This window comes from Azospirillum largimobile, from assembly GCF_977007025.2.
In genome coordinates this window covers 266,079-291,585 of record NZ_CDRMUA020000007.1, presented here as the reverse complement: position 1 = coordinate 291,585, position 25,507 = coordinate 266,079, and the positions used below count along the sequence as shown (strand labels likewise).

25 protein-coding genes are annotated in these 25,507 nt (G+C 66.4%); 18 read left to right on the top strand and 7 right to left on the bottom strand.

The window, feature by feature from the left end:
- The 12 genes from ACWPKK_RS30430 to galE all read left to right on the top strand — a co-directional run.
- Positions 1 to 1,068, top strand: a 1,068-nt coding sequence (locus tag ACWPKK_RS30430; RefSeq protein WP_452012115.1) for an RNA-guided endonuclease InsQ/TnpB family protein, incomplete at its 5' end; no start/stop codon positions are given.
- A gap of 169 nt (positions 1,069 to 1,237) precedes the next feature.
- Positions 1,238 to 2,443, top strand: a complete 1,206-nt coding sequence (locus tag ACWPKK_RS30425; RefSeq protein ID WP_452012112.1) for a tetratricopeptide repeat protein — start codon at positions 1,238 to 1,240, stop codon at positions 2,441 to 2,443.
- Between the two features lie 140 nt (positions 2,444 to 2,583).
- Positions 2,584 to 3,609: a hypothetical protein gene (locus ACWPKK_RS30420; RefSeq protein ID WP_452012110.1), complete on the top strand. Its 1,026-nt coding sequence runs from the start codon at positions 2,584 to 2,586 to the stop codon at positions 3,607 to 3,609.
- Positions 3,597 to 4,400: a cytidylyltransferase domain-containing protein gene (locus tag ACWPKK_RS30415; protein ID WP_452012107.1), complete on the top strand. Its 804-nt coding sequence runs from the start codon at positions 3,597 to 3,599 to the stop codon at positions 4,398 to 4,400. Before ACWPKK_RS30420 ends, ACWPKK_RS30415 begins: the two co-directional genes overlap by 13 nt.
- Positions 4,397 to 5,512 carry a polysaccharide pyruvyl transferase family protein gene (locus ACWPKK_RS30410; protein ID WP_452012105.1) on the top strand — a complete coding sequence of 372 codons (1,116 nt, stop codon included), beginning with the start codon at positions 4,397 to 4,399 and terminating at the stop codon, positions 5,510 to 5,512. Before ACWPKK_RS30415 ends, ACWPKK_RS30410 begins: the two co-directional genes overlap by 4 nt.
- A gap of 135 nt (positions 5,513 to 5,647) precedes the next feature.
- A complete protein-coding gene (locus tag ACWPKK_RS30405; RefSeq protein WP_452012103.1) occupies positions 5,648 to 6,643 on the top strand; it encodes an N-acetylneuraminate synthase family protein in 996 nt (331 codons plus the stop codon).
- Positions 6,644 to 6,777: 134 nt separating this feature from the next.
- The gene (locus ACWPKK_RS30400) at positions 6,778 to 7,761 is read left to right on the top strand and encodes a putative sugar O-methyltransferase (protein WP_452012101.1); all 984 of its coding nucleotides are present in this window, start codon (positions 6,778 to 6,780) and stop codon (positions 7,759 to 7,761) included.
- Positions 7,758 to 8,759, top strand: coding sequence for a class I SAM-dependent methyltransferase (locus ACWPKK_RS30395; RefSeq protein WP_452012098.1), 1,002 nt, complete (start codon positions 7,758 to 7,760; stop codon positions 8,757 to 8,759). Before ACWPKK_RS30400 ends, ACWPKK_RS30395 begins: the two co-directional genes overlap by 4 nt.
- A gap of 13 nt (positions 8,760 to 8,772) precedes the next feature.
- Complete coding sequence (gene hisH, locus ACWPKK_RS30390) at positions 8,773 to 9,393, top strand: imidazole glycerol phosphate synthase subunit HisH (RefSeq protein ID WP_452012095.1); 621 nt, start codon at positions 8,773 to 8,775, stop codon at positions 9,391 to 9,393.
- On the top strand, positions 9,393 to 10,181 hold the full coding sequence (gene hisF / locus ACWPKK_RS30385; protein ID WP_452012092.1) for an imidazole glycerol phosphate synthase subunit HisF: 789 nt from the start codon (positions 9,393 to 9,395) through the stop codon (positions 10,179 to 10,181). The genes hisH and hisF overlap by 1 nt, the downstream gene beginning before the upstream one ends.
- Positions 10,178 to 11,362 carry an N-acetyl sugar amidotransferase gene (locus ACWPKK_RS30380; protein WP_452012090.1) on the top strand — a complete coding sequence of 395 codons (1,185 nt, stop codon included), beginning with the start codon at positions 10,178 to 10,180 and terminating at the stop codon, positions 11,360 to 11,362. Before hisF ends, ACWPKK_RS30380 begins: the two co-directional genes overlap by 4 nt.
- 125 nt (positions 11,363 to 11,487) lie before the next feature.
- Positions 11,488 to 12,528, top strand: coding sequence for a UDP-glucose 4-epimerase GalE (gene galE, locus ACWPKK_RS30375; protein WP_452012088.1), 1,041 nt, complete (start codon positions 11,488 to 11,490; stop codon positions 12,526 to 12,528).
- On the opposite strand, the gene ACWPKK_RS30370 is transcribed toward galE, so the two are convergent.
- Entirely contained in the window at positions 12,504 to 14,555 is a 2,052-nt protein-coding gene (locus ACWPKK_RS30370; RefSeq protein WP_452012086.1) for a glycosyltransferase, read from the bottom strand. The genes galE and ACWPKK_RS30370 overlap by 25 nt on opposite strands.
- Before the next feature lie 235 nt (positions 14,556 to 14,790).
- Between ACWPKK_RS30370 and ACWPKK_RS30365 the strand changes: the two genes are divergently transcribed.
- Positions 14,791 to 14,991, top strand: a complete 201-nt coding sequence (locus tag ACWPKK_RS30365; protein ID WP_452012083.1) for a hypothetical protein — start codon at positions 14,791 to 14,793, stop codon at positions 14,989 to 14,991.
- A gap of 73 nt (positions 14,992 to 15,064) precedes the next feature.
- Here ACWPKK_RS30365 and ACWPKK_RS30360 read toward each other — a convergent pair whose 3' ends face one another.
- Entirely contained in the window at positions 15,065 to 15,442 is a 378-nt protein-coding gene (locus ACWPKK_RS30360; RefSeq protein WP_452012080.1) for a type II toxin-antitoxin system VapC family toxin, read from the bottom strand.
- Positions 15,439 to 15,681, bottom strand: coding sequence for a type II toxin-antitoxin system Phd/YefM family antitoxin (locus tag ACWPKK_RS30355; protein WP_252141540.1), 243 nt, complete (start codon positions 15,679 to 15,681; stop codon positions 15,439 to 15,441). The genes ACWPKK_RS30360 and ACWPKK_RS30355 overlap by 4 nt, the downstream gene beginning before the upstream one ends.
- Positions 15,682 to 16,007: 326 nt before the next feature.
- On the opposite strand from ACWPKK_RS30355, the gene ACWPKK_RS30350 reads away from it, so the two are divergent.
- Together ACWPKK_RS30350 and ACWPKK_RS30345 are read left to right on the top strand one after the other, a co-directional pair.
- Positions 16,008 to 16,319, top strand: coding sequence for a helix-turn-helix domain-containing protein (locus tag ACWPKK_RS30350; protein ID WP_452012076.1), 312 nt, complete (start codon positions 16,008 to 16,010; stop codon positions 16,317 to 16,319).
- Positions 16,316 to 17,080, top strand: a complete 765-nt coding sequence (locus tag ACWPKK_RS30345) for a type II toxin-antitoxin system HipA family toxin (protein ID WP_452012074.1) — start codon at positions 16,316 to 16,318, stop codon at positions 17,078 to 17,080. The genes ACWPKK_RS30350 and ACWPKK_RS30345 overlap by 4 nt, the downstream gene beginning before the upstream one ends.
- A 70-nt stretch (positions 17,081 to 17,150) precedes the next feature.
- On the opposite strand, the gene ACWPKK_RS30340 is transcribed toward ACWPKK_RS30345, so the two are convergent.
- The 3 genes from ACWPKK_RS30340 to ACWPKK_RS30330 form a co-directional block, all read right to left on the bottom strand.
- Positions 17,151 to 17,642, bottom strand: a complete 492-nt coding sequence (locus ACWPKK_RS30340; protein WP_452012072.1) for an RT0821/Lpp0805 family surface protein — start codon at positions 17,640 to 17,642, stop codon at positions 17,151 to 17,153.
- 332 nt (positions 17,643 to 17,974) lie between these two features.
- The gene (locus ACWPKK_RS30335; RefSeq protein WP_452012070.1) at positions 17,975 to 18,352 is read right to left on the bottom strand and encodes a type II toxin-antitoxin system PemK/MazF family toxin; all 378 of its coding nucleotides are present in this window, start codon (positions 18,350 to 18,352) and stop codon (positions 17,975 to 17,977) included.
- Positions 18,349 to 18,576: an antitoxin MazE family protein gene (locus tag ACWPKK_RS30330; protein WP_452012068.1), complete on the bottom strand. Its 228-nt coding sequence runs from the start codon at positions 18,574 to 18,576 to the stop codon at positions 18,349 to 18,351. Before ACWPKK_RS30330 ends, ACWPKK_RS30335 begins: the two co-directional genes overlap by 4 nt.
- 225 nt (positions 18,577 to 18,801) lie before the next feature.
- Between ACWPKK_RS30330 and ACWPKK_RS30325 the strand changes: the two genes are divergently transcribed.
- The 3 genes from ACWPKK_RS30325 (at position 18,802) to ACWPKK_RS30315 (ending at position 22,223) form a co-directional block, all read left to right on the top strand.
- Complete coding sequence (locus tag ACWPKK_RS30325) at positions 18,802 to 20,343, top strand: hypothetical protein (protein ID WP_452012066.1); 1,542 nt, start codon at positions 18,802 to 18,804, stop codon at positions 20,341 to 20,343.
- 2 nt (positions 20,344 to 20,345) lie between these two features.
- Positions 20,346 to 21,248: a hypothetical protein gene (locus ACWPKK_RS30320; RefSeq protein WP_452012064.1), complete on the top strand. Its 903-nt coding sequence runs from the start codon at positions 20,346 to 20,348 to the stop codon at positions 21,246 to 21,248.
- Positions 21,249 to 21,347: 99 nt separating this feature from the next.
- Complete coding sequence (locus tag ACWPKK_RS30315; protein ID WP_452012061.1) at positions 21,348 to 22,223, top strand: FkbM family methyltransferase; 876 nt, start codon at positions 21,348 to 21,350, stop codon at positions 22,221 to 22,223.
- 34 nt (positions 22,224 to 22,257) lie between these two features.
- Here the strand turns inward: ACWPKK_RS30315 and ACWPKK_RS30310 are convergent, their stop codons facing one another.
- Positions 22,258 to 25,383 carry a M10 family metallopeptidase C-terminal domain-containing protein gene (locus ACWPKK_RS30310; RefSeq protein WP_452012058.1) on the bottom strand — a complete coding sequence of 1,042 codons (3,126 nt, stop codon included), beginning with the start codon at positions 25,381 to 25,383 and terminating at the stop codon, positions 22,258 to 22,260.
- Positions 25,384 to 25,507: the final 124 nt, after the last annotated feature.

Genomic DNA, 25,507 nt, shown 5'->3' with positions numbered 1-25,507 from the left:
AACGCCGGGCTTCAACAGCGCATCGAGGCCTATCGCCGGCAGGGCGTTTCACTGAACTACAAGGCCCAGGCCGACGAACTCAAGCTGCTGCGCGCCGAGGTGCCGGAACTGGGCAACTATTCGTTCTCAGCCGAGCAGCAGGTGCTGCGCCGGCTCAACAAGACCTTCAATGCCTTCTTCGGTCGTGTGAAGCGTGGCGCCAAGGCTGGCTTTCCGCGCTTCAAGGCGTCCGCCCGCTTTCACGCGGCCGACTTCCGCTTTGGTGATGGCCTGACGATGAAGCCGGGGCGACGGTTGTCGATCGTTGGGATTCCAGGCCTGGTGAAGGTCAAGTGGCACCGCGACTGGCCGTCGGGTGCGGCGTGCGGCGCGGCCGTCATCACCCGGCAGGCCGGCAAGTGGTATGTCGTGTTCCAGCTCGATGCGCCGGTGGCCCACTCGGTGACCGGGCCGGTCACCGTCGGCCTCGACGCCGGACTGTCGGCGCTGGTGGCGCTGTCGGACGGCGCTCTGGTCGAGCGGCCGAACTGGACCAAGAAGGCCGCCAAGGGGCTGCGCAAGCGCCAGCGGGCGGTGTCTCGCAGCCGCAAACCGGATCTGCGAAGCAAACGCCGGAAGAAGGCGAAGGCGCGTCTGGCGGCTTACAGCCACAAGGCCGCCAACTGCCGCGCCGATTACCTGCACAAGCTGGCGGCGGACATCGTCGCCCGCTACGACCGCATCGCGGTCGAAGACCTCAAGATTCAAGGCCTGGCCCGCTCGATGCTGGCCAAGGACGTGTTGGACGCTGCGTGGGGCCTGTTGAGGGCGCTGATCGCTTACAAGGCCGAGAGAGCCGGTAAGCTGGTGGTCGCCGTCGATCCGCGCGGCACATCGCAAGAGTGCCCGTGTTGCGGCGCCAAGGTCGAAAAGACTTTGGCCGATCGCGTGCACCGGTGCCCGGAATGCGGTCTGGTCGAAGACCGCGACGTGGCGGCCGCGTCCGTCATCGAGTTCCGGGCCTTCGGGCACAACAAATTCAGGCCTGGATCGGGCCTTCGGACGCCAAGCGGGCGGGCTGCCGCGTAGCTTGTCCGAGAAGCCGCCGCGCTTTAGCCGGCGGAGTGATCACCGGTACACAGCCCACGGAGCCCGCCCGTTCTCTCTCTCTCTCTTGGCGGGCTGGAATGCCTAGGTTAGGATCGATCCCGCAACGCGGGCGACGGCTGTCGCACGAAAGACGATGAAGGTAGGAGCGATGCAAGCTGGGCAGTGGGCACCGACGACGGACGCACAAGGGGCTGAGGGTGCCCTGCCCGATGATCGGTCGCTCGACAGGTGGCGGCAGCGCATCCGCGAAACGACCTTCGGCAACTACCATCTGTGCATGGGGCTGGCCATCGAAGCTCAGGGAGAGCCGCAGGCCGCCGAGGCCCATTACCGCGCAGCACTGCACAATGATCCAGGCTGTTCCGCCGCGTTCATAAGACTGCAAGGCTTGCTCGAGCATCAGGGCCGATCGGCCGAAGCGCAGGCCATAGCCGCGCAGGCCGTGGCCATCAACCCTGCCTATCTGGCTGAGGCCGAGTTGGAACTGGCCCGGATCTACCTCGACCTGTCGGATATCGCGGCCTGCGAAGCCCAGTTGAAGTCCTATCTTGGGCGGCCGGGCGCGGTACCGCTACCGGCGGCGGCGCTGTTGCAGCGGATCGGAGAACTGCACGCCGCGCATGGCCGGTTGGAGGAGGCGAAGCGGTACACCGACCAGGCGATCGCTCTCGCCCCCGACTTGGTCAGGCACAGCCTGACGCTTGCCCGGAAGCTCGCCGAGGATATGCGCATCGACGAGGCGGCGGCGGCGCTTGACTTCTATCTGAAGCAAAATCCCGGCCATGCCATGGCGTGGCATTTCGCCGCCATCGCGGCGCAAATGCAGGACCGCCTGGAAGACGCAATAGCCGCCTCGCGCGAATCCCTGCGCCTCCTGCCACAAGTGCCGCCCAAGGTCCAGCTCGGTCTCTCCTTGTTGGCGACAGGGCGGTTGGAGGACGCGGAGGCAACCCTGCGCAAGGCAACCGCGGAGAGCGGCAACCAGCCCTGGGTAACCGCGACCCTCCAATGGTGCCTGATTGCCATGAACCGCCTTGACGCCGCAGCGGCCATTCCCGTCACGACCGCGCGGGATCGCTCCAACATGGCCATTCTGCATCTGCGGGCCGGACGGAAGGAAGAGGCGGTACGAGTTTTGAGCCAGATCTCCGACAGCGACGTCAGTTCCTGGCACCGCATCTGGATCGACGTGAATCGGTGCCATGTGTACCTGGAGACCGGGCGCCTTTCGGAGGCCGAGGAGGCCATGCGCGCGGCGGTGTCGATGTCACCCCAGGTTGCGCGCTTCTACATCCGTTGCCGGCCATGGGCGGCGGAGCAGTTGATGGCTGTGGAGCGCAATATCACGCGCTGAGCGCCAGAGGCCGGCCACCGGATGAATTATGATTTTGTTAGCAATAGCGTCGTATTGATCGGAATGCATCGGCAGCGTTGTCCCCGGCTCGCCCGGTCGATCGCTTCCATCCCGCGGAATACATGCAAGAAACGTTATCGATGCGTATTGCCGTTCTGTGCCGTGGCTCCGTTGGCGAAGGGCTGGGGCACCTGTACCGCAGTTTCAGCTTTGCCCAGGCGGCGGAGGGGACGGCCTTTGTTCGGGTTTTCGCGATCGCCGACAGCCTCTTCGCCTCCGTCTTTCACGGCCTGAGCCACCCGCCGGCGTTTGAGGCGCGGGAGGAAGACGCTATCAACCGGCTGGTCGCCTTCACCCCGGATGTGGTGGTGACCGATCTGGTGGAACTGGAGGACCGCTCGTTCGAACGGGTTCGCCGCTGTTGCCGGTTGCTCGCCTCCATCTCTCCCGTGTTTCGGCACGCCGCGCAAACCGACCTCTTCTTCACCCGTGGCCACCCGCCGACCGGGCTGTCGGGACCGCGGGTCTATTCCGGCCTGCGCTACGCCATCCTGAACGCCCGGTGCCGGCCGATCGATCCAGATCGCTTCGGCGAGGCGGTGGCGGCCCCGGTGCTGTCGGTGATGATGTCGTTTGGCGGAGCCGACGCCGACAACCACTCCCGCGCGGTGCTGGAGGTGCTGCGGGATATCGAGCGACCGCTTCTACTCTGGGTCATGTTGGGCAACGGTTATCTACATTCGCAGGACGAGCTTGCGGGCGCGGTGCGCGACATCCACCGCCATGAGATCATCATTGCCCGCACCAACCGCTCGATGTGGAGCGTCGCGTCCAACTGCGCCCTGGCAATCCTGTCCAGCGGGCTGTCCACCTTGGAAGCGATCTATGCCGGGCTTCCCGTCATCTCCATGCACCGGCTGAACGATCCCTCCCGCGAGGTGGTGACCGACTATGATCATCTGTGCCTGGACGGTGGCCGGTTCGACAATGACAGCCATCTTGGCTTGAAGAAGATCGTTGAAGACCTGTTCGACGATCGCCAGCAATTGCTGCGCATGCGGACCCGGCAACAAGGGCTGTTTGACGGGCGTGGGGCTGAACGGGTCCTCGACGTTATCCTGGAGCATGCCCATGCGGCCGTGACGGAGAGCGCATGGACCGCGTAGGAGCCATCATCCTGGCACGGATGGACTCCCGGCGGCTGCCGGGCAAGGCACTCGCCCGCATCGGGAATCGATCCTTGCTATGGCATGTGGCTTGCCGGCTGCCCCGCCCGCTGTTCGATGCGCCGCCGGTCCTCGCTACGACGAACCGGGCCGTAGACGATCCGTTGGCGGCGGAGGCGGCAGCATTGGGCTTGACGGTGTTTCGTGGCGCGGCGGAGGATGTCGCCGGCCGCCTCCTGGCCGCGGCCGATGCCCAGAGGCTGGACGGGATCCTCCGGGTCAACGGCGATTCCCCGTTTCTGGACGCCGGCCTGATCCACCGGGCGATGGGGATCTTTCGCCAGGGCCGCGCCGCCTGCGTCACCAACCTGCGGCCGCGCCGCCATCCCTACGGCGTAAGCGTCGAGTTGTTTCGGCCAGCAGCCCTTCGCGTCTGCCTGGCGCGCAGCCTGAATCCGACCGACCGCGAACATGTCACGACCTGTCTCTACGCGCATCTGGACGCGACCGACCTGCATGCTCTGGACGGCGCGGACCAGAACCTCGGGCGCGACGACTGGCGGGTACGCCTGACGGTGGACGAACCGGCGGACCTGGATGCCCTGCGCTGCTTCGCCCTCAGTTGCTCCGTTCCATGGGATCGGGTCACTTATAGGCAGGCGGTCGCGAGCGGTCTGTTCCGCCTGCTTCCCGACGATTGGCCAGTCAGCGGTTTGCCCGGAGCGGCGCCGTCGCCCGCGCTGCCTCAGACACTTCGAACGCCCGCACAGCCCGACGGCAAGGTTCAATGATCACCCTATTCAACATCCGCCCCCGCGCCCTGAACGTTGGCAACGACATCATTGCCCTTGGCCTGCGCGCCTTCGTGAAAGAGGCGTTCGGCGACATGGTGAACCTGATCTCGCTGCCGGCGACCGCCAAGTACGAGGCGCACGCCAAGGCCGGGCTCGACGCGGCGACCATCTACGAGATCAACCAGTACGGGCACGGCGTCATCGTGGGCGGCGGAAACCTCTACGAGAATGGCGAGCTGCAGTTCGATCAGAACGCACTGGCGGCCCTAGACGCGCCGCTGATGCTGTTCAGCCTGTCCATGGGGCGCATCTATGGACGCCTCGACCGGCTGGTGCGCCGGACCAACGCCATGCCGGACGACCGGGTCCGCGCGCTCAACGAAAAGGCTCTGGTCAGTTTCGCCCGGTGCGGCGCCACCCACGATTACCTGAAGGGGCTGGGCATCACCAAGGCGGCGCTGGGGGGCTGCCCGACCCTGTTCCTGGACGAGCTGGCCGATCGCCTGCCGGATATCCCCGAACCCAGCCGCGGCCAGGTTCTGCTGTCCATCCGCAATCCCGCGCTGATGAGCATCCCCTTGGACGCCCGCTCCCGCGTACGGGAAGACATCTGCGCGATCGTCGATCTGCTCGTGGCGCGGGGCTGGGGTCAACCCCGGCTGCTCTGCCATGACTACCGGGACATCGAGTTCGCTGCGTCGTTCAACGGCCTTGAGTTCATCTATGCAGACGACGCCGCCACTTTCCTGACCTTGCTTCGGTCGGCCCGACTTAACGTCACCTACCGGCTGCATTCCGCGCTGCCCTGCTTTGCCTTCGGCACACCGTGCGTGAAGATCTCCTACGATGAGCGCGCGCTCAGCTTGATGGAGACGGCGGGCTACGGCGACTGGAACATCGACATGGTGAAGACACCCCATGTTGCCTCCGCCGTCGCCGACCGACTGGACCGTTTGAGTGCGTTGCCTGCCATTCGCGCGGCGGCGCAGCCCCGGTGGGCCGCCTTGCGCGGTTCGATGCGCGCCGGCTTCGCCGATTTTGCCGCAGCCGTGCATACCTACCGGGACCATGGAGAAGGAAGCGTTCCGTTCCATGCCCCTCGGTCCTGAGCACATGGCGGCGCAGGATGCCAGCCCACGGCCCGAAGGCCGGAGACTGGCGTTTCGGGGAACTCTCCCAGGACAGGAACGAATCCGCTCCGCTATAGTGAGGCTACGGTGACTGGCAATTCCAAGGATACGGGCATGACCTCTGCCGTTCACATTGTTGCCGAGGCGGGCACCACCCACGAAGGCGACGTTGACACGGCCTTGCGGTTGATCGCGGCAGCGCAGGGCGCCGGCGCGGATTCGGTGAAATTCCAGTTCATCGATCCTGCCGGCCTCTATCTAACCCGGCTGCGCCAAGACGGCGCCCTGGTGGACAACCCGGTGGTGGCGGCTCGGGAGGCACAGCGCCTTTCCAGGGACGAATGGCACAGGGTCGCCGCGTACGCAGCCGAGCAAGGCATTCCGTTCTCCGCCTCCGTGTTCGACGTGGCGTATCTGCGCTTCCTGGAGACGCTGAACCCGCCCTACATCAAGATCGCGTCCACCGACACCAACAATCATGCACTGATCGAAGCCGCGTGTGCCGGTGGCCGGACAATCCTGCTGTCCACAGGGATGTCTGCGCTGGGAGAGATCGAGGCGGCGGTCGAGGTCGTCACTCGGGCCAGGGGAGAGGTGGTGCTGATGCACTGCGTGTCGGCGTACCCCTGCCCGGCGGAGATCGCCAACGTCGGTTTCGTCGGCGTGCTGAAAGCGGCGTTCGGCGTGCCGGTCGGTTTCTCCGATCACACGGAAAGTTCGGTGGCCGCGGTCGCTGCGGTGGCGTTGGGAGCAACCTGGATCGAAAAGCACATGACCCTGGACCGTGCGGCCAAGGGGTTCGATCACGCCTACGCCATGGAACCGGCGATGTTGGCGGCCTACATCGGCGACATCCGCGCGGCCGAGGCGGCGCTCGCCCCCCGGCACCCAAAGGTGGGGCCGCAGGAGAACGCAGTAAGGACGCGGGCGCGCCGGTCCTTGTGGGCTGCTCGCGACCTGCCTGTCGGTCATGTCCTGAGCGCGGAGGACATCCTGGTGGTCCGGCCGGCCGGTCCCCTGGCCCCATCGGACCTTCCGCATGTCTTGGGGCGGCGGCTGGCGCGGCCTGTGATGGAGTCGACCGCCGTCCGGTTCGAGGATTTGGAATGAACCCCTACGGTCCCCTTCTTCCGGGTGGCGGGCACGGGGCACGCTTCGACCCGGCTCCCTTCGCCACCCCTGGGGCATTATCCGAAGGGCTGGCGCCCTGCGGGTCTCAGCCAGCCGGCCCCGCGGTTTTGGCGATGGTCGAGCGTGTGGCCGAAAGCTACCGCGCCATGAAGCGCGACCAAGCCGGTCTTCCATCAGCTTGGCTGCCGGCCGGCGAGTGGGCGATCGCGCTCAGAAGTCGGACAGACCTGTACGACGCCTTGTCCGAGGGCCGGATCGAGCCTGCCGCCGACATCCTCAGCGGGTTCTGGCGCAATGAACTGGCGCCCATAGTCAAGGAATACGCCACCCACGCGGCCCTGGCCGCCGGCGACGACGAGGCCGCGCGCCGCTTCCTGCACAACGTGGTCCGCAATTGGCTGATCTGGCGCGCCCTGACCAATGCCCCGACAGCCGCCCTGGCCACCCCGCCGGTGGGCAATCCCTGGGGCTGCATGATCGAGGGCACGGTGGTGGCGCCTAAGGCCTCGCGCTACCATTTAATGGCCCGCGAACTTGCTGGAATGGTCGGGTCACTCTCCACCCCGGTCGTCGCCGAAATCGGCGGCGGCTATGGTGGGCTGGCGGAGTTCTTCCTGCGCGATCAGCCCCATGGTGTGTGGCTGGACTACGACCTGCCGGAAACGGCGGTCATCGCGGCGTTCTTCCATCTGGGCAGCCGCGGCGGCGACCGGGTGGACCTGTACGGCGAGGGACCGGCGCCCACCCGGCGCGACATGTTGCGCCCCGGTCACACATACATCATGCCAAACTACGCCATACGCGACCTGGCGCCATTATCGGTCGATGCGGCGGTCAATATGTTCAGCCTGTCGGAGGTGGGGCGGGAGCCGCTGGCCGCCTATCTCGAGCGCATCGAAACCATCACCGCCGGCTGGTTCGTCCATCACAACATGGATAGGCCGGGCGTCGTTCAGCATGGCCATGAACGCATTCCGGCATCCACCTTTCGTCTGGATCCGCGTGCGCTGCCCCTGGTGGCCACCGGCTTTGATCCGTTCCACGGCCCGGACGGCGACTATCGCTGGTTCATCCATCGCCGGTCCGAACGCCCATGAACATGCGCGAAGCCGATATCCGCCCGCAGCAGTTCGACGATCTGCGTATGGAGGCGCGCGCGCGGGATGTGGAGTGGCTGCGGTCGCGCCACGCTACGTTCGCTGCCGCCAACTGCCCGGCCTGCCAAGGCCGGGCCGACCGCGCCGCCTACGAGAAACTGGGATTCCGCTGGGACCGTTGCGGCGTCTGCGCGACCGCGTTCATGAATCCGCGGCCCTCGCCCGAAACTCTCGCCGAATTCTACGCGCGGTCCGAATTGTACCGGGTCTGGAACGACGTCATTTTTCCAGCCACCCGGGATGTGCGGCGAACGCGCATCTTCCGGCCACGGATGGACCGGCTGCTGGACCTGTGCGCCCGTCATGGCCTCGCCGGCGGTTGCTTGGTGGAGGTCGGCGCCGCCCACGGAATCCTCTGCGAGGAAGCGGGCCGTACCGGGCGTTTTTCCCGGGTGATCGCGATCGAGCCATCCGCGGTCCAAGCACAGACCTGTCGCGACCTCGGGATCGAGACACTCGAAGCGCCGGTAGAGTCGGTATGCGGCCTCGACGGCGTGGCGGACGTCGTAGCCGCCTTCGAGGTTGTGGAGCATCTGTCGGATCCTGCCGCCGCGGTCCGAGCCATGACCCGGCTTTTAAAGCCGGGCGGGCTGCTCATGCTGAGTACGCCAAACGTCGATGGTTTCGAGATTGCCACCTTGGAATCTGCGTCGGACTCCGTCTATCCCGAGCATGTGACCCTGTTCAGCCCCACTGGCATGCGGCGGATGGTGGAAGACGCGGGGCTGGCCCTGGTGGAATTGTCGACCCCCGGCCAGTTGGACGCCGACATCGTGCGGGGAAAGGCAATGTCCGGAGTCCTCGACCTGTCCACCCAGCCCTTCCTGCACCGGGTGCTGGTCGAACGGTGGGAGGAGCTTGGCGGCCCCTTCCAATCCTTCCTGGCCGCGTCCGGCCAATCATCGCACATGTGGTGCGCGGCGCGGCGCGTGGTGTGAGGAGCAGTACGGCATGCGCGTCGCGGTGATCGATTACGGCATCGGAAATGTCCAGTCGGTGCTGAACGCTTGCCGGCGACTGACGGCGACGGCCGAGCGGGTGACCGACGGGGTGGCCCTCATGGCATTTGCCCCCGACCGCATCATCTTGCCCGGTGTCGGTGCCATCGGAACGGCTTTGCAACGCCTGCGTGAGGCCGGTCTCGACACTGCTCTGGCCGACCGGGTGCTGGGAGGCGGCACCCCGTTCCTGGGCATCTGCGTAGGCATGCAGATGCTGGCGGACGCCTGCGAGGAGTTCGGCAGCCACCAGGGCTTGGGCTGGATCCCAGGCCGGGTTGTGCGGTTGGGTGCCGGCAACCCGACCCTTCGGGTTCCGCATGTGGGCTGGAACACGGTGCGAGCCTCTCACTCGGACGACCCGCTGTTCGGCCCGTTGGACGGGCGGGACTTCTACTTCGTCCATTCCTACGCCATGGACTGCCCCGCCGATTTCGTTGCCGCTACCACGAAGTATGGCGGGCCGTTCGTGTCGGCCGTGCGGCGCGGCGCCATCCTGGGCGTCCAATTCCATCCGGAGAAAAGCACGGCCGCAGGAGCCGATCTGCTGGCCCGCTTCCTGGAGGACGGGTGATGCACAAGCGGCGGCTGATCGCGGTGCTGTACCTGAAGGACGGCTGGATGGTACGCAGCGAGGACTTCGCGATCCACAATTTCATCGGCGACCCCGTGGCCCACGTGGAGCGGATGGCGCAGTGGGACGTTGACGAGTTGGTCGTTCTGGACATTGGGGAGGAGGCATCGCGCTTTGACCACCACCGCCTGGACTACCGTTACGCGCCGGTGACCACGGTGCTAGACTTTATCAACCGCGTCGGGGGACAGTGCTGCATGCCGCTGACCTTCGGCGGCCGAATCCGCACGCTGCAAGATGTCGCGCTGCGCATCCAGAACGGGGCGGACAAGGTGACCCTGAACACCGCCCTCGATCAATCGCCCGACCTGGTGACGGATGCGGCCCGCGCCTTCGGATCGCAGGCGGTGGTGGCGAGCATCGACTACCGGATACTGGAGCGCAAGGCGCGGGTCTTCACCGGGGGAGGCGTCCAATACACCGGTCATGATGCGGTCGCCTGGGCTCGACGGGCCCAGGATCTGGGCGCGGGCGAGATCCTGCTAAACGCTATGGACCGGGACGGCATGGCCGGCGGCTTCGACCTCGACACCATCGCCGCCGTCGCGGACGCCGTTTCCATTCCTGTTATCGCCTGCGGCGGTGCTGGGCGCAACGACCATTTCCTGGCCGTGCTCAGCCAAACCCCGGCCATGGCCGTGGCGGCCGGCAACATCTTCCACTTCAAGGAAAACGCTTATCCCGCGGCCAAGGCTTTCCTGCGCAGCCAACTGGAGGATATCCGATGACCCAAGAGGGCATTCCCTGTCCGACGGAACCGCCGGCGCTTCGATGGTGCACGCACTGCGTCTATCCCGCAAGCTCCGCTCTTCCTATGGCATTCGACCGGAACGGCGTCTGCTCGGGATGCCGGGTGCACCGACTGCGCAGCCAACTGGATTGGGACGCTCGGCTGCAGGAACTTCTGGACTTGGTGGAACCCTATCGCCGACCGTCCGGCTACGAATGTGTGATCGGCGTGTCGGGTGGCAAGGATAGCTATTTCCAGACCCATTTCGTCACCGAGAAGCTGGGCTTGCGACCACTTCTGGTGACCTACAACGGCAACAACTATCTGGAAACCGGCTGGCGCAACCTGATGCGCATGAAAGAGGTCTTCAAGACCGACCATCTTGTCGTAAGCCCCTCCGTAGACATGCTGATCCGCATGAACAGGTTGGGCTTCCGCAAGACGGGGGACATGAACTGGCACGCTCATGCGGGCATCCAGACTCTTCCCATGAAGATCGCCACCCGGATGGGCATCAAGCTAGTGTTTTATGGCGAGCACGGCTGGACACTCGTCGGCGGTATGTTGTCGGTGAACGACTATCCCGAGTTCACGGCCCGTTGGCGTAAAGACATGGCATTGCGCGGGTTCGACTGGCACGACTTCGTGAACGACGAAGAGGACCCCGTTGAGGAGGGGGAGCTTGAGTGCTTCAAGTACCCGTCCGACGAGGAGATCGTGGCCAATGGCACGCGCGGTATCTACATCGGCAACTATGACCGCTGGGATGCCAACGCTCACTCCAAGCTGGTGACCGAGCGCTATGGCTGGCAACCCTCCCCTGTCGCGTTCGACCGCACCTACCGCACCATGTCCAACCTGGATGACCGATACGAGAACGGTGCACATGACTTCATGAAATACATCAAGTTCGGTTATGGCCGCGGCACAGACCACGCCTGCAAGGACATCCGCGACGGCTACATGAGCCGTGAGCAGGGAATCGCCATGGTTCGCAAGTACGATCAGGTCCGCCCCTCGGATCTCGATTTCTGGCTGGACTATGTGGGGCGGACGGAGGAATGGTTCGATGGGATCGCTGATCGCTTTCGCAGCCCGCGGGTATGGGGCCGGAAGGCTGACGGTCAATGGATCAAGCGCAACATCTGGGAGTCGGCGGTGTGCCCGGTGCCTGAATGAGATCCGAGGGGCCGTTTGCCGCCGGAGTGTTTAAGGCTTTATTGGCAGGTGTCGCATAGTCTTGTGCGCACGGCAGCGCGCGACAACCATCCTCATGATGCGGCTGCGTAATCGCAGGCGGTGAAATGGCACGTGTTCTGGTCACAGGAGGGGCAGGCTACATCGGTTCCCATGCGTGCAAGCAGCTGGCGCGCCGCGGGCACGAACCCGTTGTTTTCGACAATCTCAGCCGTGGCCGGCGCGAGTTGGTAAGATGGGGACCGCTGGAGATCGGAGATGTCTCGGACGCCACTGCGCTAGACCGGGTGTTCCAGCGGTATCGGCCGGACTGCGTGATGCACTTCGCGGCTCTCGCATATGTCGGCGAGTCGATGAGCAATCCTGGCCCCTATTACCACGTCAACGTTACAGGCAGCCTCACGCTGCTCGACGCAATGCGCCGGCACGGCGTGAACATGCTGGTGTTCTCCAGCACCTGCGCGACGTATGGCATTCCGGATGTCGTGCCGCTGACCGAAAGCCATCCTCAACGCCCCATCACCCCCTACGGCGCCAGCAAATTGATGGTCGAGCACGTTCTGACCGACTATAGCCGAGCCTACGGCATCGCCTCGGTCGCGTTGCGCTACTTCAACGCCGCGGGGGCCGATCCCGATGGAGAGATTGGAGAGTTGCACGATCCCGAAACACACGCCATTCCGCTTCTGCTCATGGCGGTGGATGGCCGGATTCCATGTTTCGATGTCTACGGCACGGATTTTCCAACGCCGGACGGCAGTGCGGTCCGGGACTACATCCATGTTTGCGATCTTGCCGACGCCCATGTCCGTGCGCTCGACTATCTCCGCGACGGTGGCCGGAGCGTCGCGCTCAACCTCGGGACGGAACGCGGAACGTCCGTCCTGCAGTTGCTGGAGGTCGTGGAGCAGGTGACCGGCCGCGCTGTTCCCCACCGGCTGCTGCCGCGACGGCCCGGCGATCCGGCGATCCTCGTGGCCGACGCGGCCATGGCGCGGAAGACGCTGGGTTGGGCACCGACGGTCACCGACATCGCCGATACAGTCACGACCGCCTATGCTTGGATGCGCCAACGGTCCCCAGCCATGACCGAAGGGGCGGTCAAGACCACCCCTTGCGCCCTTCATGCAGGCGGCGTGTCCCGATAACGGCCGATCTCCTGATAGAGAGCGCCGTCGCCACGCGGCGCAAGTCCCAGATAGTCCAACTCCCAGGCGTGGCTGTTCTTGGACAGACGCACCGCAGTTCCGTGCACAGAATCCAGGAAGGGGACCAGCCGGTCCAGGCAGGCTGCACGCCATGCCTGCAGGTCCCGTGGCGCGCACAGATAAGCCTTGCCACCGCCGCACAGGAACAACCTTATGTCGTGCGGCTGGTCGCGCAAGTGGTCGAATACCGCATGGGTTACGCAGACGGTATCTGGATTGAAGAAATCGTCCACGCTGATGACGCCGCCATCGGTCATCAGCGGAATGCATAGATCAAGGTCGCTGCGCACGGCGTCATAAGAATGCTCGCCGTCGATGTGCAGGAAGCGGCAGCTGCTCCTGTATGCGTCCGCCAGCCCCTGCCGGCGAACGTGACGGGAACAGGCAGCCAGGAGTTCGATACGGGCTGTCCCGCTGCAGCCGGCGGCGGCGATATTGGCCAGCACCCCATCCCGGTCCAGGTCCCGGTCGATGCCACAAAAACGTTCGCCCGCCCGCAGATTCAGGCAGATGGCAGCGGCGCCTGTGCCGCGGAACACCCCGATCTCCAGTCCGTTGCCGGCAATGCCCTGCTCCGCCTGGGTGCGGAAAATGAAATCCCAGACGCCATAGGAGGTGATTGACATGCCCCCATGGGCCGGAGTCAGCGACAGGATGACATCGCGCCGGTCCACCATGTTCCCGCCGGGCCGCCGTTCGGGTTGAGGTCGGCTCGGCTTTACCGTGGCCGACGCATGGAGTTCGGCGTACAGGGTGGCGTAGCGTTCGGCTTGGCGCTCCAGGGTGCACTCGCGCTTTACGAAGTCCCGGGCGGCATGCCCCCGGAGTTCCAGTTGTCGGCGATCGGACACCGTGTCCGCCAGGGCGCGGGCCAGATCTCCCGCCTTGTCTCCGGTCGCGAGAAACCCGCGCTCGGTCCCGCCCACCAGATCGATGAGACCGCCAATCGGAAACCCTAGCACCGGGGTGCCGCAGGCCAGGGCCTCCAACGCGGTGTTGGGGTAGTTGTCCTGTCGGCTGGGCACCACCAGCAGATCCGCCATGCTGTAGTACATCGCCATCTCGTCGTCGTTCGTCACGGCGCCTGCTTCGACCACCCGCACCCCAGCCGAATGGGAGACCCTTCCCTGGCCGACCAAAACCAGGACACAGCCGTCGGGACATGCAACCGCACGAAGCGCCTCTTGCAGCATATCCAACCCCTTGCGGGAATCGGTCAGGTCATGGGCGACGAACAGGAGCACGAGGGCGTCGCGCCCAATCCCCAGCCGGTCGCGCAGGGCACCGGCATTGCGCGGACGGAACCGATCGGTGTCGAGGCCATAGGGGATGACATGCACCGGGCGGTCCTGGAACAGGGCGCTGCGCCGCACCTGATCGGCGAGCCAGCGGCTGGGGGTCACCACATGCAGTGGCCCCGGGAAGAACCCCAAGGCCGCGCGCTTGCGGGCCAGCACATGGGCCGACAGATCGTCGCGATCTCCGGACTCCAAAACGGGGCAGCATCCGCAGCGATTTGTAAACCCCACGCAGTCCCCGGTGTAGTGGCAACCTCCGGTTAGGACATGCTGGTCGTGCAGCGTCCAGACCAGAGGCACGTCCGCCGGACGGGCTGCCAGGAAATGGCTCCAATCCACAAGACCGCGGGTCCAGTGAAGGTTGATGACATCGGCGGGCATCAATCGCCGTTCCAACAACTCGGCACGGGCCGCACGTTCGGAATGGAACGCTGGAAAAGGCCGTGTGAGAGCTGGGTATGCGGCCTCCTCAGCGCGTATCGCCGCTTCACGCTCCTGCCAGTCTGCGATCTCCGCCGGTGTCTCCGGACGGACGACGACGACATCGGGGTGTGGATCGTCTTGTCGCGACACATACAACTTTCGATCGATCCCGATGCGCCCCAACCCTTGAAATAGCCGGTACGCCGCGCGGGCTGCTCCGCCATTGGTATCGAAGGTGTTCAGCAACGCTACTCGCATACCGGACCACGCCATTCCATTCCTTGAAGCCAAAGAATAGCTGACCTGCTCGATGTCCCGCCATGGCTATCCTTCGGCGAACCGGAGTTGGGACAGTCGCCCGGAGAAGCTCGGCGCGCGTCCACGGGCGATCGACGGTCCAGACCCCAGGAAATCAGGCTGGTCCCCGGCGCCGGCTCAAGCCATGATCTGGCTTGCGATCCCGCCGGAAGCCTGTTGCGCGATGACTGACCAGAACGATCAACCCGGCGCCACATCCGATCCGAGAACCGGCCGCACCGTCGTCGATACCGAGCGGCGATCCGTGACCGGATCCCGCCTCGCCCTGCTCCAGCCCGGGAACACTCCGGCCCCTCCGGAACTGGCGCAGTTGAACCGGTTCAATCGGGTCAGCCAGGACGAGGTGGAGCGCATCCGGCTTTGAGAGCGGCGTCGCTTCCGGTTGTTGTGGATCGGCGCACAAGCTCGGTCAGCCTCTGACGCTGCCGACATCGCAATTACGCGATCACCGGCCCCCCATAACGGGCAACAGCCTGATCGGCGGACACAAGCGTCATCCCCTCGATCTGCGCCTGCGCCACCAAGACGCGATCAAACGGATCGTCATGATGGCGCGGTAAGCCGCCCGCGGTGACGCCATGGGCAGCTGTGAGATCGAGCATCTCGATACCCATCTCCGTCAGCAGGGCGTCCAGCCGCTCGAGAGGAAACGGAAGCCGACCCAGGGCACGCTTGATCGAAATCTCCCAAACGCTGATGGCGCTGAGGAAAACCTCGTTGTCGGGGTTGACCACCGCGGCAGCGGCAGCGGTAGACAGGCGTTCGGGCTGGCTGGTCATCCAGACGAAGATGTGGGTGTCGATCAGCAGTCTCACGGCTCTTCACCTCTGAAGGCCCGCGCCATGCTTTCGGGCAGCGGGGCGTCGAAATCGTCGCCCAGCACCACCTCGCCCTTCAGCAGGCCGAGCGGCCGGGGCGTCGTCCGACGACGCAGCGGAACCAGACGGGCCATCGGCCGGCCAGCCTTCGCGATGACGATCTCTTCGCCGGCGGCGGCGCGATCCACCAACTGCGAAAGGTTGGTCTTGGCGTCATAGAGATTGACAGAGTCCATGACACATCTCCTTGGTTAAGATTGACCAACTGTAAAGCGTGTTGCAGAGATTGGTCAATCTTGACCAACTTCAGAGCGGGTGTGGAGTCGGAGTTCACGACCCAGCGCTGCGGCCGCCACGATCAGGTCAGCTTGGACGAGGTCGAGCGTATCCGGCAGATCCGGGGATGCTGGCCGGACTGGTCCAAGACTGACACAGCGACCCCTCCAAGCGGTGCGGTCGGCATGGTTCGCCGCAGGCTACTTTGAGTGGGCACTGCCTTGTACCCAACCTTAAGTTGGATAATAATCCAACTTAGCGCAGATTTTCTGGGATAAGTTGTCTCATGATCCCACTCAGCCTCATGACTCCTGGGGATGTGGCGCGGAGCGTGGCCGCGCGGGCTCGTGCTCGCCGGGTCGCCCTTGGGCTCACTCAGCAGGAGGTCGCCGACCGCAGCGGGGTCAACATCTGGACGCTGCGGCGGTTCGAGGCCAGCGGCAAGCTGGCGTTCGATGCGCTGATCCGCGTCGCCGTCGTGCTCGACGCAATCGAGGCGTTCGGCATGCTGTTCCCGGAACCGGAGTTCCGCAGCCTCGATGAGGTGATCGACCACCCGAAGCGCCAGCGGGGCAAGCGCCGGACGGTGGCCAAATGAAGCATGACAGCGTTCTGGCGGTGTCGCTGCGCTGGGGCGAGGGGAACGAGGAACCTGTCGGCCGCCTCGCCAGTCGTGACGGGAAAACCTATGTCCAGTTCGACGATGCTTTCCTCGCCTCCGGCCGGGTGCTGTCCTGGTTTCTGCGAACCCCGCGCCCAGGCGTTCTGCAAGGGCCGGACGCGCCGTTCTCCGGCCTCCACGGCGTGTTCGACGACAGCCTGCCCGATGGGTGGGGGCGGCTGTTGATCCATCGCCGGGCGGCCGCCAGCGAGATCAATCCCCTGTCGCTGACTCCGCTCGACATGCTAGCCTACATGGGGGAATGGGCGATGGGGGCCCTGGTCTATCGGCCGGAGACCGAGGAATCCGTGGATACCGGCGCTATCGATCTCGACCGGATCGCTGCGCAGAGCCGCCAAGTGCTCACAGGGGCGCCCGAGGCGCTCTTCCCCACCTTGCTGCGGGTGGGCGGCTCCCCCGGCGGCGCCCGGCCGAAGGCGGTGGTTTGCCGCGACGATCAGAGCGGCGCCCTGATCCATGGCGCCCTGGTGGCACCGGAGGGCTGGTCGCATTGGCTGGTGAAGTTCCGCCGCAAGGACGATCCGGCGGACATCGGTCCGATCGAGCAGGCCTATGCCGGGATGGCGCGCGCCGCCGGTTTGGCCCTTCAATGGAAGCGGGCTGGAGCGGAACATCACCCATCGGCCGGACGCCTGGCTGCGGCGGTTGTAAAACTCCGCTCTCCGGACTGGGGTTGACGATCGGCTGGCTGAAGCAGTGTCCAAAGCGCGGCCGAGCCCCGATTCCCGGCCTTTTGCCCTCTTTGTCCTACCCCACGATCTTCCACGATCCGTCGGGCTGGCGGCAGGCGGTGCCGAAGGCCTGTTCGGTGCGGCCGCCGACGACGATGGTCTGCTGGAACTCGCGGCAGTAGGAGCCGGAGCCGTCATAGCCGTCGCGCACCGGGACGATGACGCCCTGGTTGCCGGACTGCGGGTTGTTCCAGCTGATCCGCTGGCCGATGGGGGCGCTGTAGGCTTGGGTCGCGGCGCGGTCGGCATAGGCTTGGTCGGCACGGTCAAGCGAGGCGCCGAGTTCCCGCCCGGCGAAGGCGCCCAGCAGCGTGCCGATGCCAACCGCCACCAGCTTGCCCGAGCCGCCGCCGAAGCGCGAGCCGATCAGGCCGCCGGCAACGGCGCCGCCGACGGTGCCGAACCCTTCCTTGCTGCCCATCGAACCGGTCTGGCAGCCGGCCAACGTGGTGGACAGCGCAAGCAGCGCAACGGCTGCGATCCGGGGGAAACGGGTGTGGGCACGCATCGGAGGCTCTCTTCTTTTCCGAGGGTTGTCCTCCGTTTATAGCGCAAGCGGCGCCGTTTGTGCAGCCGCCCTCGCCCGGTAATAGGCGAGGCTCACCGGAATCGGCGATCTGACCTCTGGCCCCCGCAGATGGCCTTCCCTGCCGTTCCATTCCTTGAAGAAGGATGCCGTCCTCTCGTGTCCATTGCTTTTTTCCCTCGTTGGTTACGGCACCGGTCTCGGCGCTGTCGGTTCCACTTCCGACGATCCCTCCCTGCGGGTGCCGGGCTTGCAGCGCCGGTCGCTGGGAATTTGAGGGGAAGGGACCGGGGATGGAAAGCTCGCCCCCACCATCAGTCCGCAAGAGCCTGACCGGATGCCGCATCCTTTTCGGAAAAGCCGCCTACGGCCAGACCGAGGAACACGAGGACGGCCTTGCCCATCCACGCCAGATGGGCAAGTTCGAGCACGCCGACACGCTGCCCGATCTTGGTGCGCGGGACCGTCATGAACTTGTCCGCCATGATGCGGGAGGGCTGGGTCAGGCCGTTGCTGGCGGTCGGCTGCACCAGCCGGCGGAACAGCGGCACGTCGGTCGGATCGGTCGTGAAGGGGCAGACGGTGACCGAGGCGGTGCCGGAAAAGCGGTCGTCCTGCAGGATGACGACCGGCCGCGGCTTTCCCGCATAGTCGGCCCCGTCGGCCACCGTCCAGATCTCGCCCCGCTTCATTCCTCGTCATCCAGCGATCCCCAGCCCGCGGCATCGACGAAGCCCTGGTCGTCGGCCTCCTGCGGGCTGCGGGCGACGGCCAGGGACTGGCGCCGGGCTTCGGCGACGAAGGCCGGGCTGCGGACGTCGGGGACCCAAATCTGCACCGGACGCAGCCCCTGTGCCCGAAGCCGCGCGCGGTGCGCCTTCACCTTTTCGCGCGAGGTCTGGCGGATTGCGGGCATGGCGGCCTCCTGTCGTCAGTTACATGTAACCTGGCTCCTTTCGCCCACACCGTCAACGGCGATGCTGGCTCGGCGCCACCTCCGCTCCACAGCTCCACGCCACTTCTGACCGAGAACGGAACCTTGGCGGTGCGCAAGCTCCTGGCTTCAGCCATGGGGACAGCGCCGCCTTCGCCGAAGGCGAAATGTGTTCACCAATCGTTCCAAGCGGAGTACGCTGCACTCATGCGCGCCGCCACCCCCTCCTTCATCGCCGAGTTCCCGCTGCGCACCAACGCGGCGGATGAGCGCGTTCTGGAGGTGCGCTTGGAGGCGGCGCGGCATATCTACAACGCCTGCCTGGATGAGACGCTGAAGCGCCTTGCCCTTATGCGCCAGTCCAAGGACTGGCAGGCCGCCCGCGCCATGCTCAAAGGAAAGCAGCGCACGGCGTTGTTCAAGGCGACCGTGCTGCGTTTCGGCTTCTTCCCCGCATCGATCCAGAAGCACGCCGAGGCTTGCCGGGACGCTTGCTGGATCGGCCAGCACCTCGGCAGCCACGACACGCAGACCACGTCCTTGCGCGCCTTCAAGGCGGTGCAGATGCACGCCTTTGGCAAGCGGGGGCGCCCCCGCTTCAAGGGCAAGAACCGCCTGCACTCGGTCGAGGGCAAGGGCGACGCGGTGATCCGCCTGCGCTGGCAGGACGAAATACCCGTCGTGCTGTGGGACGGCCTCGTCCTGCCGCTCCTGCGCGATCCGCGCGACCGCGACGGTTGGCAGGAGCAGGCGTTGTCGTGCCGGACCAAGTACGTCCGCGTCCTGCGACGGAGCGTGCGCGGCAAGACGCGCTGGTACGCCCAACTGGTGCAGGAGGGATTGGTGCCGCGCAAGGAGCGCCTTCCGGTCGGCGCAGGCATCATCGGCCTGGACCTCGGGCCAAGCACCCTCGCCGCCGTGTCGGACACGGATGCCACGCTGGAGCCGTTCTGCCCAGGCGTGGCCGACATGGACCGGGCGATCCGCCGTCTCCAGCGCGCCATGGACCGGTCCCGCCGCGCCACCAACCCCGACGCCTTCAATGCGGACGGCACGTACCGCCGGGGTGCGCGCATCGCAGTGCGCTCGCGCCGCTACCGCGTCCTGGCGGCCAAGAAGGCTGAGGTGGAACGGTGTCTGGCAGCGGAGCGCAAGCGTGCCCACGGCGAACTCGCCAACCGGGTGCTGGCGCAGGGGAACACCATCAAGACGGAGAAGGTGAGTTACCGGAGTTTCCAGAGGAATTTCGGCCGGAGCGTGAAGCGTCGCGCGCCGTCCCTGTTCGTCTCGACGCTGAAGCGCAAGGCTGCGAGTGCCGGTGCTTTGGTGGTCGAGTTTGCAACGCGGACGACGAGACTGTCGCAGGTCAGCCACGACACGGGCGAGTGCGTGAAGAAGCCGCTGTCGCAGCGGTGGCATGTGTTCGCCGATGGCAGCCGGGTGCAGCGCGATCTGTATTCGGCGTGGCTGGCGCGCTTTGTCGAACGGGACAGGCTCGACGCATCCCAATGCGCGTTGCATTGGGCGGCTGCGGAACCGCTGCTGAAACGGGCGGCGTCGGGCTTCAACCAATCTGCGAGCGGGGCGGGCTTCGCCCGTCCCCACGTCCGCCCTGGCAACAGGGGTGGCGTCGGAGCGGATCGTCCGTTGCAGGGGGATGGCCGCCGGACCGAGGCTGCGGATGCTGTAGCGCAAGCGAGAGCCGCAGAGAGGTCCGGCGTAGGCACCTCCAGAACCCCCTGGCTTTAGCCATGGGGAGGTTCAGCCTGCTGCCGGTGACCACCACCGTGTCGGTGCCGGTGGTCTGGCGGGCGTCGGGCTTCGCCACCGTCTACGCCCCCTTCCCCGCGCGGCTGGAGGAGACGCTGGTCGCCCGCGGCCAGAGCGTGGTGGAGGGCGAGCCGCTGTTCCGCCTGACCGCCCCCGACCTGGAGGGCAAGCTGCGCCAGACGGAGCTGCGCATCGACTGGATGCAGGAACAGATCGCCCGCCTGACCACCAGCCGCGAGCAACTCGACCGCGTGCGGGCGATGGAGGAGGATCTGGCCGCCGCCCTGGCCGAGCGGCAGGGGCTTCTCGACAGCCGCGAGCGGCTGGTGGTGCGCTCCCCCCTGTCCGGCACCGTGCGCGACATGGAGGATGCCCTGACCCCCGGCCGCTGGATCGGGCCGAAACTGCCGCTGGCGATGGTGGTGGCGCCGGGCAGCGGCGAACTGGTCGGCTATGTCGGCGAGGGCGATTTCGACCGGCTGAGCCCGGGTGCCGGGGCGGAGTTCCATCCGGACGACCCTCTCGCTCCCCGGCGGGCGGCCAGGGTGCGCGCGGTCGACCCTGTCGCCGTGTCGGTGCTCGACGTGCCGGCGCTCGCCTCGGTCAATGGCGGCCCGGTGGCGGTGGAGGGACAGGCGGGCCCCCAGCCGGGCCAGCCGCATGGCGGTGCCGGCCGCAGCGCGCTCGCCCCGGTGGAGGCGGTCTACCGCATCACCCTGGACGTCGAGCCGGCAAACATCGGGCCGAACGCCGCTGGTGCCGTACAGGAGAATCCGGAGCGCGTGACCCGCGGCATCGTCCGCGTGGCGGGCGAGGCACGCAGCATCGCCGAGCGTTTCTGGCGCATCGCCGCGTCGGTGCTGATCCGCGAGACGGGGTTCTGAAATCCTCTCGTCTCAAGTCCTCCGGATGGCTGCGGCGTTGATCTATGAAGTCCATCCTCATAGATTGCCCGGGGCTCTCAGCGACGGATCAGCAAAGACATGGCTCTTCAGAAATTTGACATCGTTGCTGCAAATGGAATGAAGTTCTTTTTGCAGCTCGACCCGCAGGATATGGCGCAGCGTGATGTCATTGCCCATTTTCTTAGCGGACAAATGTACGAGCATGAAACGTCTTTGCTGTTCCTGAAAGCTTTGCGCCCTGGCGATACGGCCGTCGATGTCGGTGGAAATGCGGGCTATTTCACGATGCTTGCCGCGACCCTGGTGGGGGCGCAAGGGCGCGTGGTGACTGCCGAAGCCAACCCCGGCCTTGCCAAGCTGATCCGCGACAGCGCCGCGCTGAACGATATTTCGCATCTTTCCGTGGAAAATGTGGCGATCAGCGACCGCAATGGACAGATCGTCTTCGGATCGAACGGATCCAATGACAGCAATGGCGGCGTCGTTCCCGAGAAGACCCCGGGAGAAGCGCTGGAAAGCAACGACACCATCACGCAGTTCGTCGCGCGCGCCGAAACGCTCGACAGCCTGGCAAGCCGCAGCGGCCTTGAGGGCATCCGCCTGCTGAAGATCGACACCGAAGGACATGAACTGAACGTCCTGAAGGGTGCCGAAGGCCTTCTTCGCGGGAAGAGGATCGACTTCATCGCCGCGGAACTGAACCTCCCCGGACTGGCAAGGAACCGCACGACCCAGCACGAACTGCGCCGGTTCATGCTGGATCACGGCTATCACATGTTCCTGCTCGACCATAACGGAGCCCTGCCCCGCCTCGTGCCGATCGGAACCGAGGTCAGGCAGACCTACACCTGCAACGTCCTGTTCTCCCGCATCGAGATGCTGGCAGAGGTTTGGGACAGCGTCGCGAACGAACCCGCCGCCGTCCATATCGCTCAACGCCAGAGCAAGCCATGACGTCTGGATCACGGTTGGCGGGCGACCCCGCCCCCTAACCCACCCCCACCGCCAGCAGCCCGTCATTCGCCATGGCGAAGCCGGCCGGTTGCGGGCGGACGTAGCCGATCGGGTTGGGCCGCGGCTCGTTGCGGCCATGCTGGATGAAATGGAGCAGCGCCTGCTGCTGGTCGCTGCCGAAGGCGGCGCTCAGGTCCGGGTTGGCCATCAGATAGGCGAGCGCGTTGAACCGGGTCGGGCGCCCGTCCGCCTGTCCGGTGGATTGGTAATGGGCGGTGGCGGCCGCAGTGTCGGTGCCGAAGGTTGCTGCCAGATCCGGGTTGGCGGCCAGATAGCTCAGCGCGTCGAAGCCGGCGGCGTCGCGCCGCGGCGTGTTGCCGTAGAGCACGACATAGAGCTTCACCTGCTGCTCGCTGCCCGAGAAGACGCTCAGCAGGTCCGGGTTGGCCAATAGATGGTCGTGAGCGTTGAAACTGGTGGCCCGGTTCTCCAGCCGTCCGTAGCGGATGTAATGCTCCTGCGCCCGCACGGGGTCGTTGCCGATGGAGGCGGCAAGGTCGCGGTTCGCCGCCAGATAGGAGAGAGCATCGAAGCTGGTGGCCCGGTTCTCCCGCCGGCCGCTGGACAGGTAGTGGCCGGCCGCCCGGGCGGTGTCGGTGCCGAAGGCGGCGGCAAGGTCGGGATTGGCGGCCAGATAGGCCAGCGGGTCGAAGGTGATGCCGCGCCCCTCGATCCGGCCGGAGGTGACGTAATGGCGGGCCGCCGCCGCCGGGTCCAGCCCGAAGGCCGCCGCCAGATCCGGGTTTGACACCAGATAGCCATAGCCGTCGAAGCGGGTGCTGCGCCCCTCCCGCTGGCCGCTGGACAGGTAATGGCGGGTGGCGGCCGTGGTGTCGGTGCCGAAGACGGCGGCCAGATCGGGGTTGGCGGCCAGATAGGCCAGCGGTTCGAAGTTTCCGGCCGACCGGCCTTCCCGCCGGCCCAGCGCCAGATAATGCCGGCTCGCCGCCGCAGGATCGGTGCCGAAGGCCGCCGCCAGATCCGGGTTGGCGGCGAGGTAAGAAAGAGGGTCGAAGGACCGGGTCGCCCGCCCCTCCGTCAGGCCGAAGCGCAGGTAATGCTCGTGCGCCGCCGTCGCGTCGGTGCCGAAGGCGGCAGCCAGGTCGGGGTTGGAGGCGAGATAGGCCAGCGGGTCGAAGCCGGCCATCGTCTCGGCCAGCGGGCTCACCCGCAAGGTCACGGTCTGCCCGCTGACCGCACCCTGGCTGTCGGTGACGGTGTAGGCGAAGAAGCCCGGCGATGCCGCGGTGCCGATCGGCGCCTGATAGGTCAGGCCGGCCAGATCGGCGGTGCCGAGGGTCATCCCGGCGGTGACGGCGGTGCCGTTGGCCTGCCGGAGCGTGCCGGCGGCGGGCAGCCGGGCCAGCGTCACCGTCATGCCGTCGCCTTCGTCGGGATCGCTCGGCGGGTCGATGCCGAGCGCGATGACCGGCCCGCCTTCCAGGGCGCTCACGGTCTTGTCGGTTTGCACGGTCGGCGGCCGGTTGGCCGGGCGCGAGGCGATGGTGAAGCCGATCCAGCGGCTCCACGCCACGCCGTTGTAGACACGCACCGACAGCTCGTCGAGGCTGGTCAGGGGGGAGGCGACGAAGGTGACGCCGGCGAAGGCCGCCGCGGTCAGCGAAACCACGGCGCCGGCACCTTGAGCCGTCCCGCCGACCATGATGGCGCCGGCGCCGTTGGTGTTGTCGACCAGTTCATACTGGGTGACGAGGCCGCCGGCCGGATCGGCCGCCGTGATCAGGCTGGCGAGGGTGATCGAGGAGCCGATGGAAACCCGGCCGGCCCGGGCGGTGACCGCCGGGGGCATCAGGCTGATGCGGGTGTCGGCGAACAGGGCGTATTCGACGTCGGTCAGCGTGTCGGTGCCCTCGCCGCCGCCAGCGATGGTGGCGCCGTCCGAGGTGACGGTGACGGTGTAGGAGGAGCGGCTGCCGTTGTAGACCGCGGTGTCGGTGCCGCCGCCGCCCTGCAGCGTATCGTCGCCCGCCCCGCCGGTCAGCGTATCGTCGCCGGCTCCGCCGGTCAGCAGGTTGTTGGCGGTGTTGCCGATCAGGATGTCGCTGCCGCTGCCGCCGATGGCGGTCTCGATGGTGACGCCGGCGGCGATCGCCACATTGTCGACCGCCCGCCCGCCCGAGCCGTTGGGACCGATGGAGCTGAAGGCGCCGGGCGTCAGGTCGATGGTGACGGCCGACGCCTGCCCGCTGGCGTCGATCGTGTCGGTGCCGCCGGCATCCCAGATGGCTTGGGCGACCGCGATGGTGTTGCTGGCGAAGGCATAGCGGTCGTCGCCGATGCGGGTGTTGGTGTTGGCGCCGTACAGGTACTGGACCGCCGCGATGTCGTACAGCGCCGGTCCCGTCGCTAGCCCGTTCAGGCCCAGGCTGGGGTGCCGGTTGTAGGACATGATCGTGTAGCGGTAATTGTCCTCGGCCGTGGACAGGTAGGGCGGCTCGCCCCCGCCGCCGGTGGCGTTGTAGTTGCCGGGGTGCTTCAGCCCGATGGCGTGCCCGATCTCGTGCAGGATGGTCAGGTAGCCGTAGCTGCCCTGCGTCGGGCTGGCGTTGGCCGTGCTGCTGTTGGACAGATAGATGTCGCCGCCGCCGTTATAGAGCGACCCGGTCGGATAATAGGCGTAGGCGGCGCTGGAGCTTTGCCGGTTGGTGCCGATGCGGATCGACCCGCCCTGCCCGCCGTTGGCGCTGTCGGAGGTCTCGACGAAGAAGATGTTGGCGACGGCGTTCCAGGCGGCGAAAGCCTGGCGCACCGCGTCGCGCTGCGTGCCGGACAGCGGCGCGAAGCCGGTCCTGTCCGATGTGGAGGCGTAGGACGGCGCCAGCTCCATGAAGCTGTAGCTGACCGTCGCCCCGCTGCCGACGGCACCACTGCCCCAGCGCGGCGTCCCCGTCGCCAGCAGGGTCGAGACGGTGGCCGTGAGGGTGCCCTGCGGCAGCAGGCCGCCTTGCGGGTCCAGCCCTGCGGCAATGGGGGCGGCACTCCAGCCGGCGCCGTTGCACAGCAGGCAGAGACAGGCGGGCACTGGGTCAACCGGGGTGCCGGCCGGGGCGTCGGACAGGTCGGGAATGGTGGTCGTCATGGCCGGGAGCGGATCCGCGCCGCGAATCTGCGGCTTCGCCACTCTACAACCTTTCATTCCCCAATCGAAAGGGGAGGGGAACCCGGACCTTTTTTCTCACCGCCGGCTTTGGAGCCGGGCTTCG

What these genes read in the sequence shown, in the direction of transcription:
- ACWPKK_RS30400 (WP_452012101.1), top strand. Translation starts at nt 6,778, where the DNA reads ATGGTCGAGCGTGTGGCCGAAAGCTACCGCGCCATGAAGCGCGACCAA.
- ACWPKK_RS30310 (WP_452012058.1), bottom strand. Translation starts at nt 25,383, where the DNA reads ATGACGACCACCATTCCCGACCTGTCCGACGCCCCGGCCGGCACCCCG.
- hisF (WP_452012092.1), top strand. Translation starts at nt 9,393, where the DNA reads ATGCACAAGCGGCGGCTGATCGCGGTGCTGTACCTGAAGGACGGCTGG.
- ACWPKK_RS30315 (WP_452012061.1), top strand. Translation starts at nt 21,348, where the DNA reads ATGGCTCTTCAGAAATTTGACATCGTTGCTGCAAATGGAATGAAGTTC.
- ACWPKK_RS30420 (WP_452012110.1), top strand. Translation starts at nt 2,584, where the DNA reads ATGCGTATTGCCGTTCTGTGCCGTGGCTCCGTTGGCGAAGGGCTGGGG.
- ACWPKK_RS30365 (WP_452012083.1), top strand. Translation starts at nt 14,791, where the DNA reads ATGACTGACCAGAACGATCAACCCGGCGCCACATCCGATCCGAGAACC.
- ACWPKK_RS30340 (WP_452012072.1), bottom strand. Translation starts at nt 17,642, where the DNA reads ATGCGTGCCCACACCCGTTTCCCCCGGATCGCAGCCGTTGCGCTGCTT.
- ACWPKK_RS30320 (WP_452012064.1), top strand. Translation starts at nt 20,346, where the DNA reads ATGGGGAGGTTCAGCCTGCTGCCGGTGACCACCACCGTGTCGGTGCCG.
- ACWPKK_RS30345 (WP_452012074.1), top strand. Translation starts at nt 16,316, where the DNA reads ATGAAGCATGACAGCGTTCTGGCGGTGTCGCTGCGCTGGGGCGAGGGG.
- hisH (WP_452012095.1), top strand. Translation starts at nt 8,773, where the DNA reads ATGCGCGTCGCGGTGATCGATTACGGCATCGGAAATGTCCAGTCGGTG.
- ACWPKK_RS30395 (WP_452012098.1), top strand. Translation starts at nt 7,758, where the DNA reads ATGAACATGCGCGAAGCCGATATCCGCCCGCAGCAGTTCGACGATCTG.
- ACWPKK_RS30335 (WP_452012070.1), bottom strand. Translation starts at nt 18,352, where the DNA reads ATGAAGCGGGGCGAGATCTGGACGGTGGCCGACGGGGCCGACTATGCG.
- ACWPKK_RS30425 (WP_452012112.1), top strand. Translation starts at nt 1,238, where the DNA reads ATGCAAGCTGGGCAGTGGGCACCGACGACGGACGCACAAGGGGCTGAG.
- ACWPKK_RS30350 (WP_452012076.1), top strand. Translation starts at nt 16,008, where the DNA reads ATGATCCCACTCAGCCTCATGACTCCTGGGGATGTGGCGCGGAGCGTG.
- ACWPKK_RS30330 (WP_452012068.1), bottom strand. Translation starts at nt 18,576, where the DNA reads ATGCCCGCAATCCGCCAGACCTCGCGCGAAAAGGTGAAGGCGCACCGC.
- ACWPKK_RS30355 (WP_252141540.1), bottom strand. Translation starts at nt 15,681, where the DNA reads ATGGACTCTGTCAATCTCTATGACGCCAAGACCAACCTTTCGCAGTTG.
- ACWPKK_RS30325 (WP_452012066.1), top strand. Translation starts at nt 18,802, where the DNA reads ATGCGCGCCGCCACCCCCTCCTTCATCGCCGAGTTCCCGCTGCGCACC.
- galE (WP_452012088.1), top strand. Translation starts at nt 11,488, where the DNA reads ATGGCACGTGTTCTGGTCACAGGAGGGGCAGGCTACATCGGTTCCCAT.
- ACWPKK_RS30415 (WP_452012107.1), top strand. Translation starts at nt 3,597, where the DNA reads ATGGACCGCGTAGGAGCCATCATCCTGGCACGGATGGACTCCCGGCGG.
- ACWPKK_RS30410 (WP_452012105.1), top strand. Translation starts at nt 4,397, where the DNA reads ATGATCACCCTATTCAACATCCGCCCCCGCGCCCTGAACGTTGGCAAC.
- ACWPKK_RS30380 (WP_452012090.1), top strand. Translation starts at nt 10,178, where the DNA reads ATGACCCAAGAGGGCATTCCCTGTCCGACGGAACCGCCGGCGCTTCGA.
- ACWPKK_RS30405 (WP_452012103.1), top strand. Translation starts at nt 5,648, where the DNA reads ATGACCTCTGCCGTTCACATTGTTGCCGAGGCGGGCACCACCCACGAA.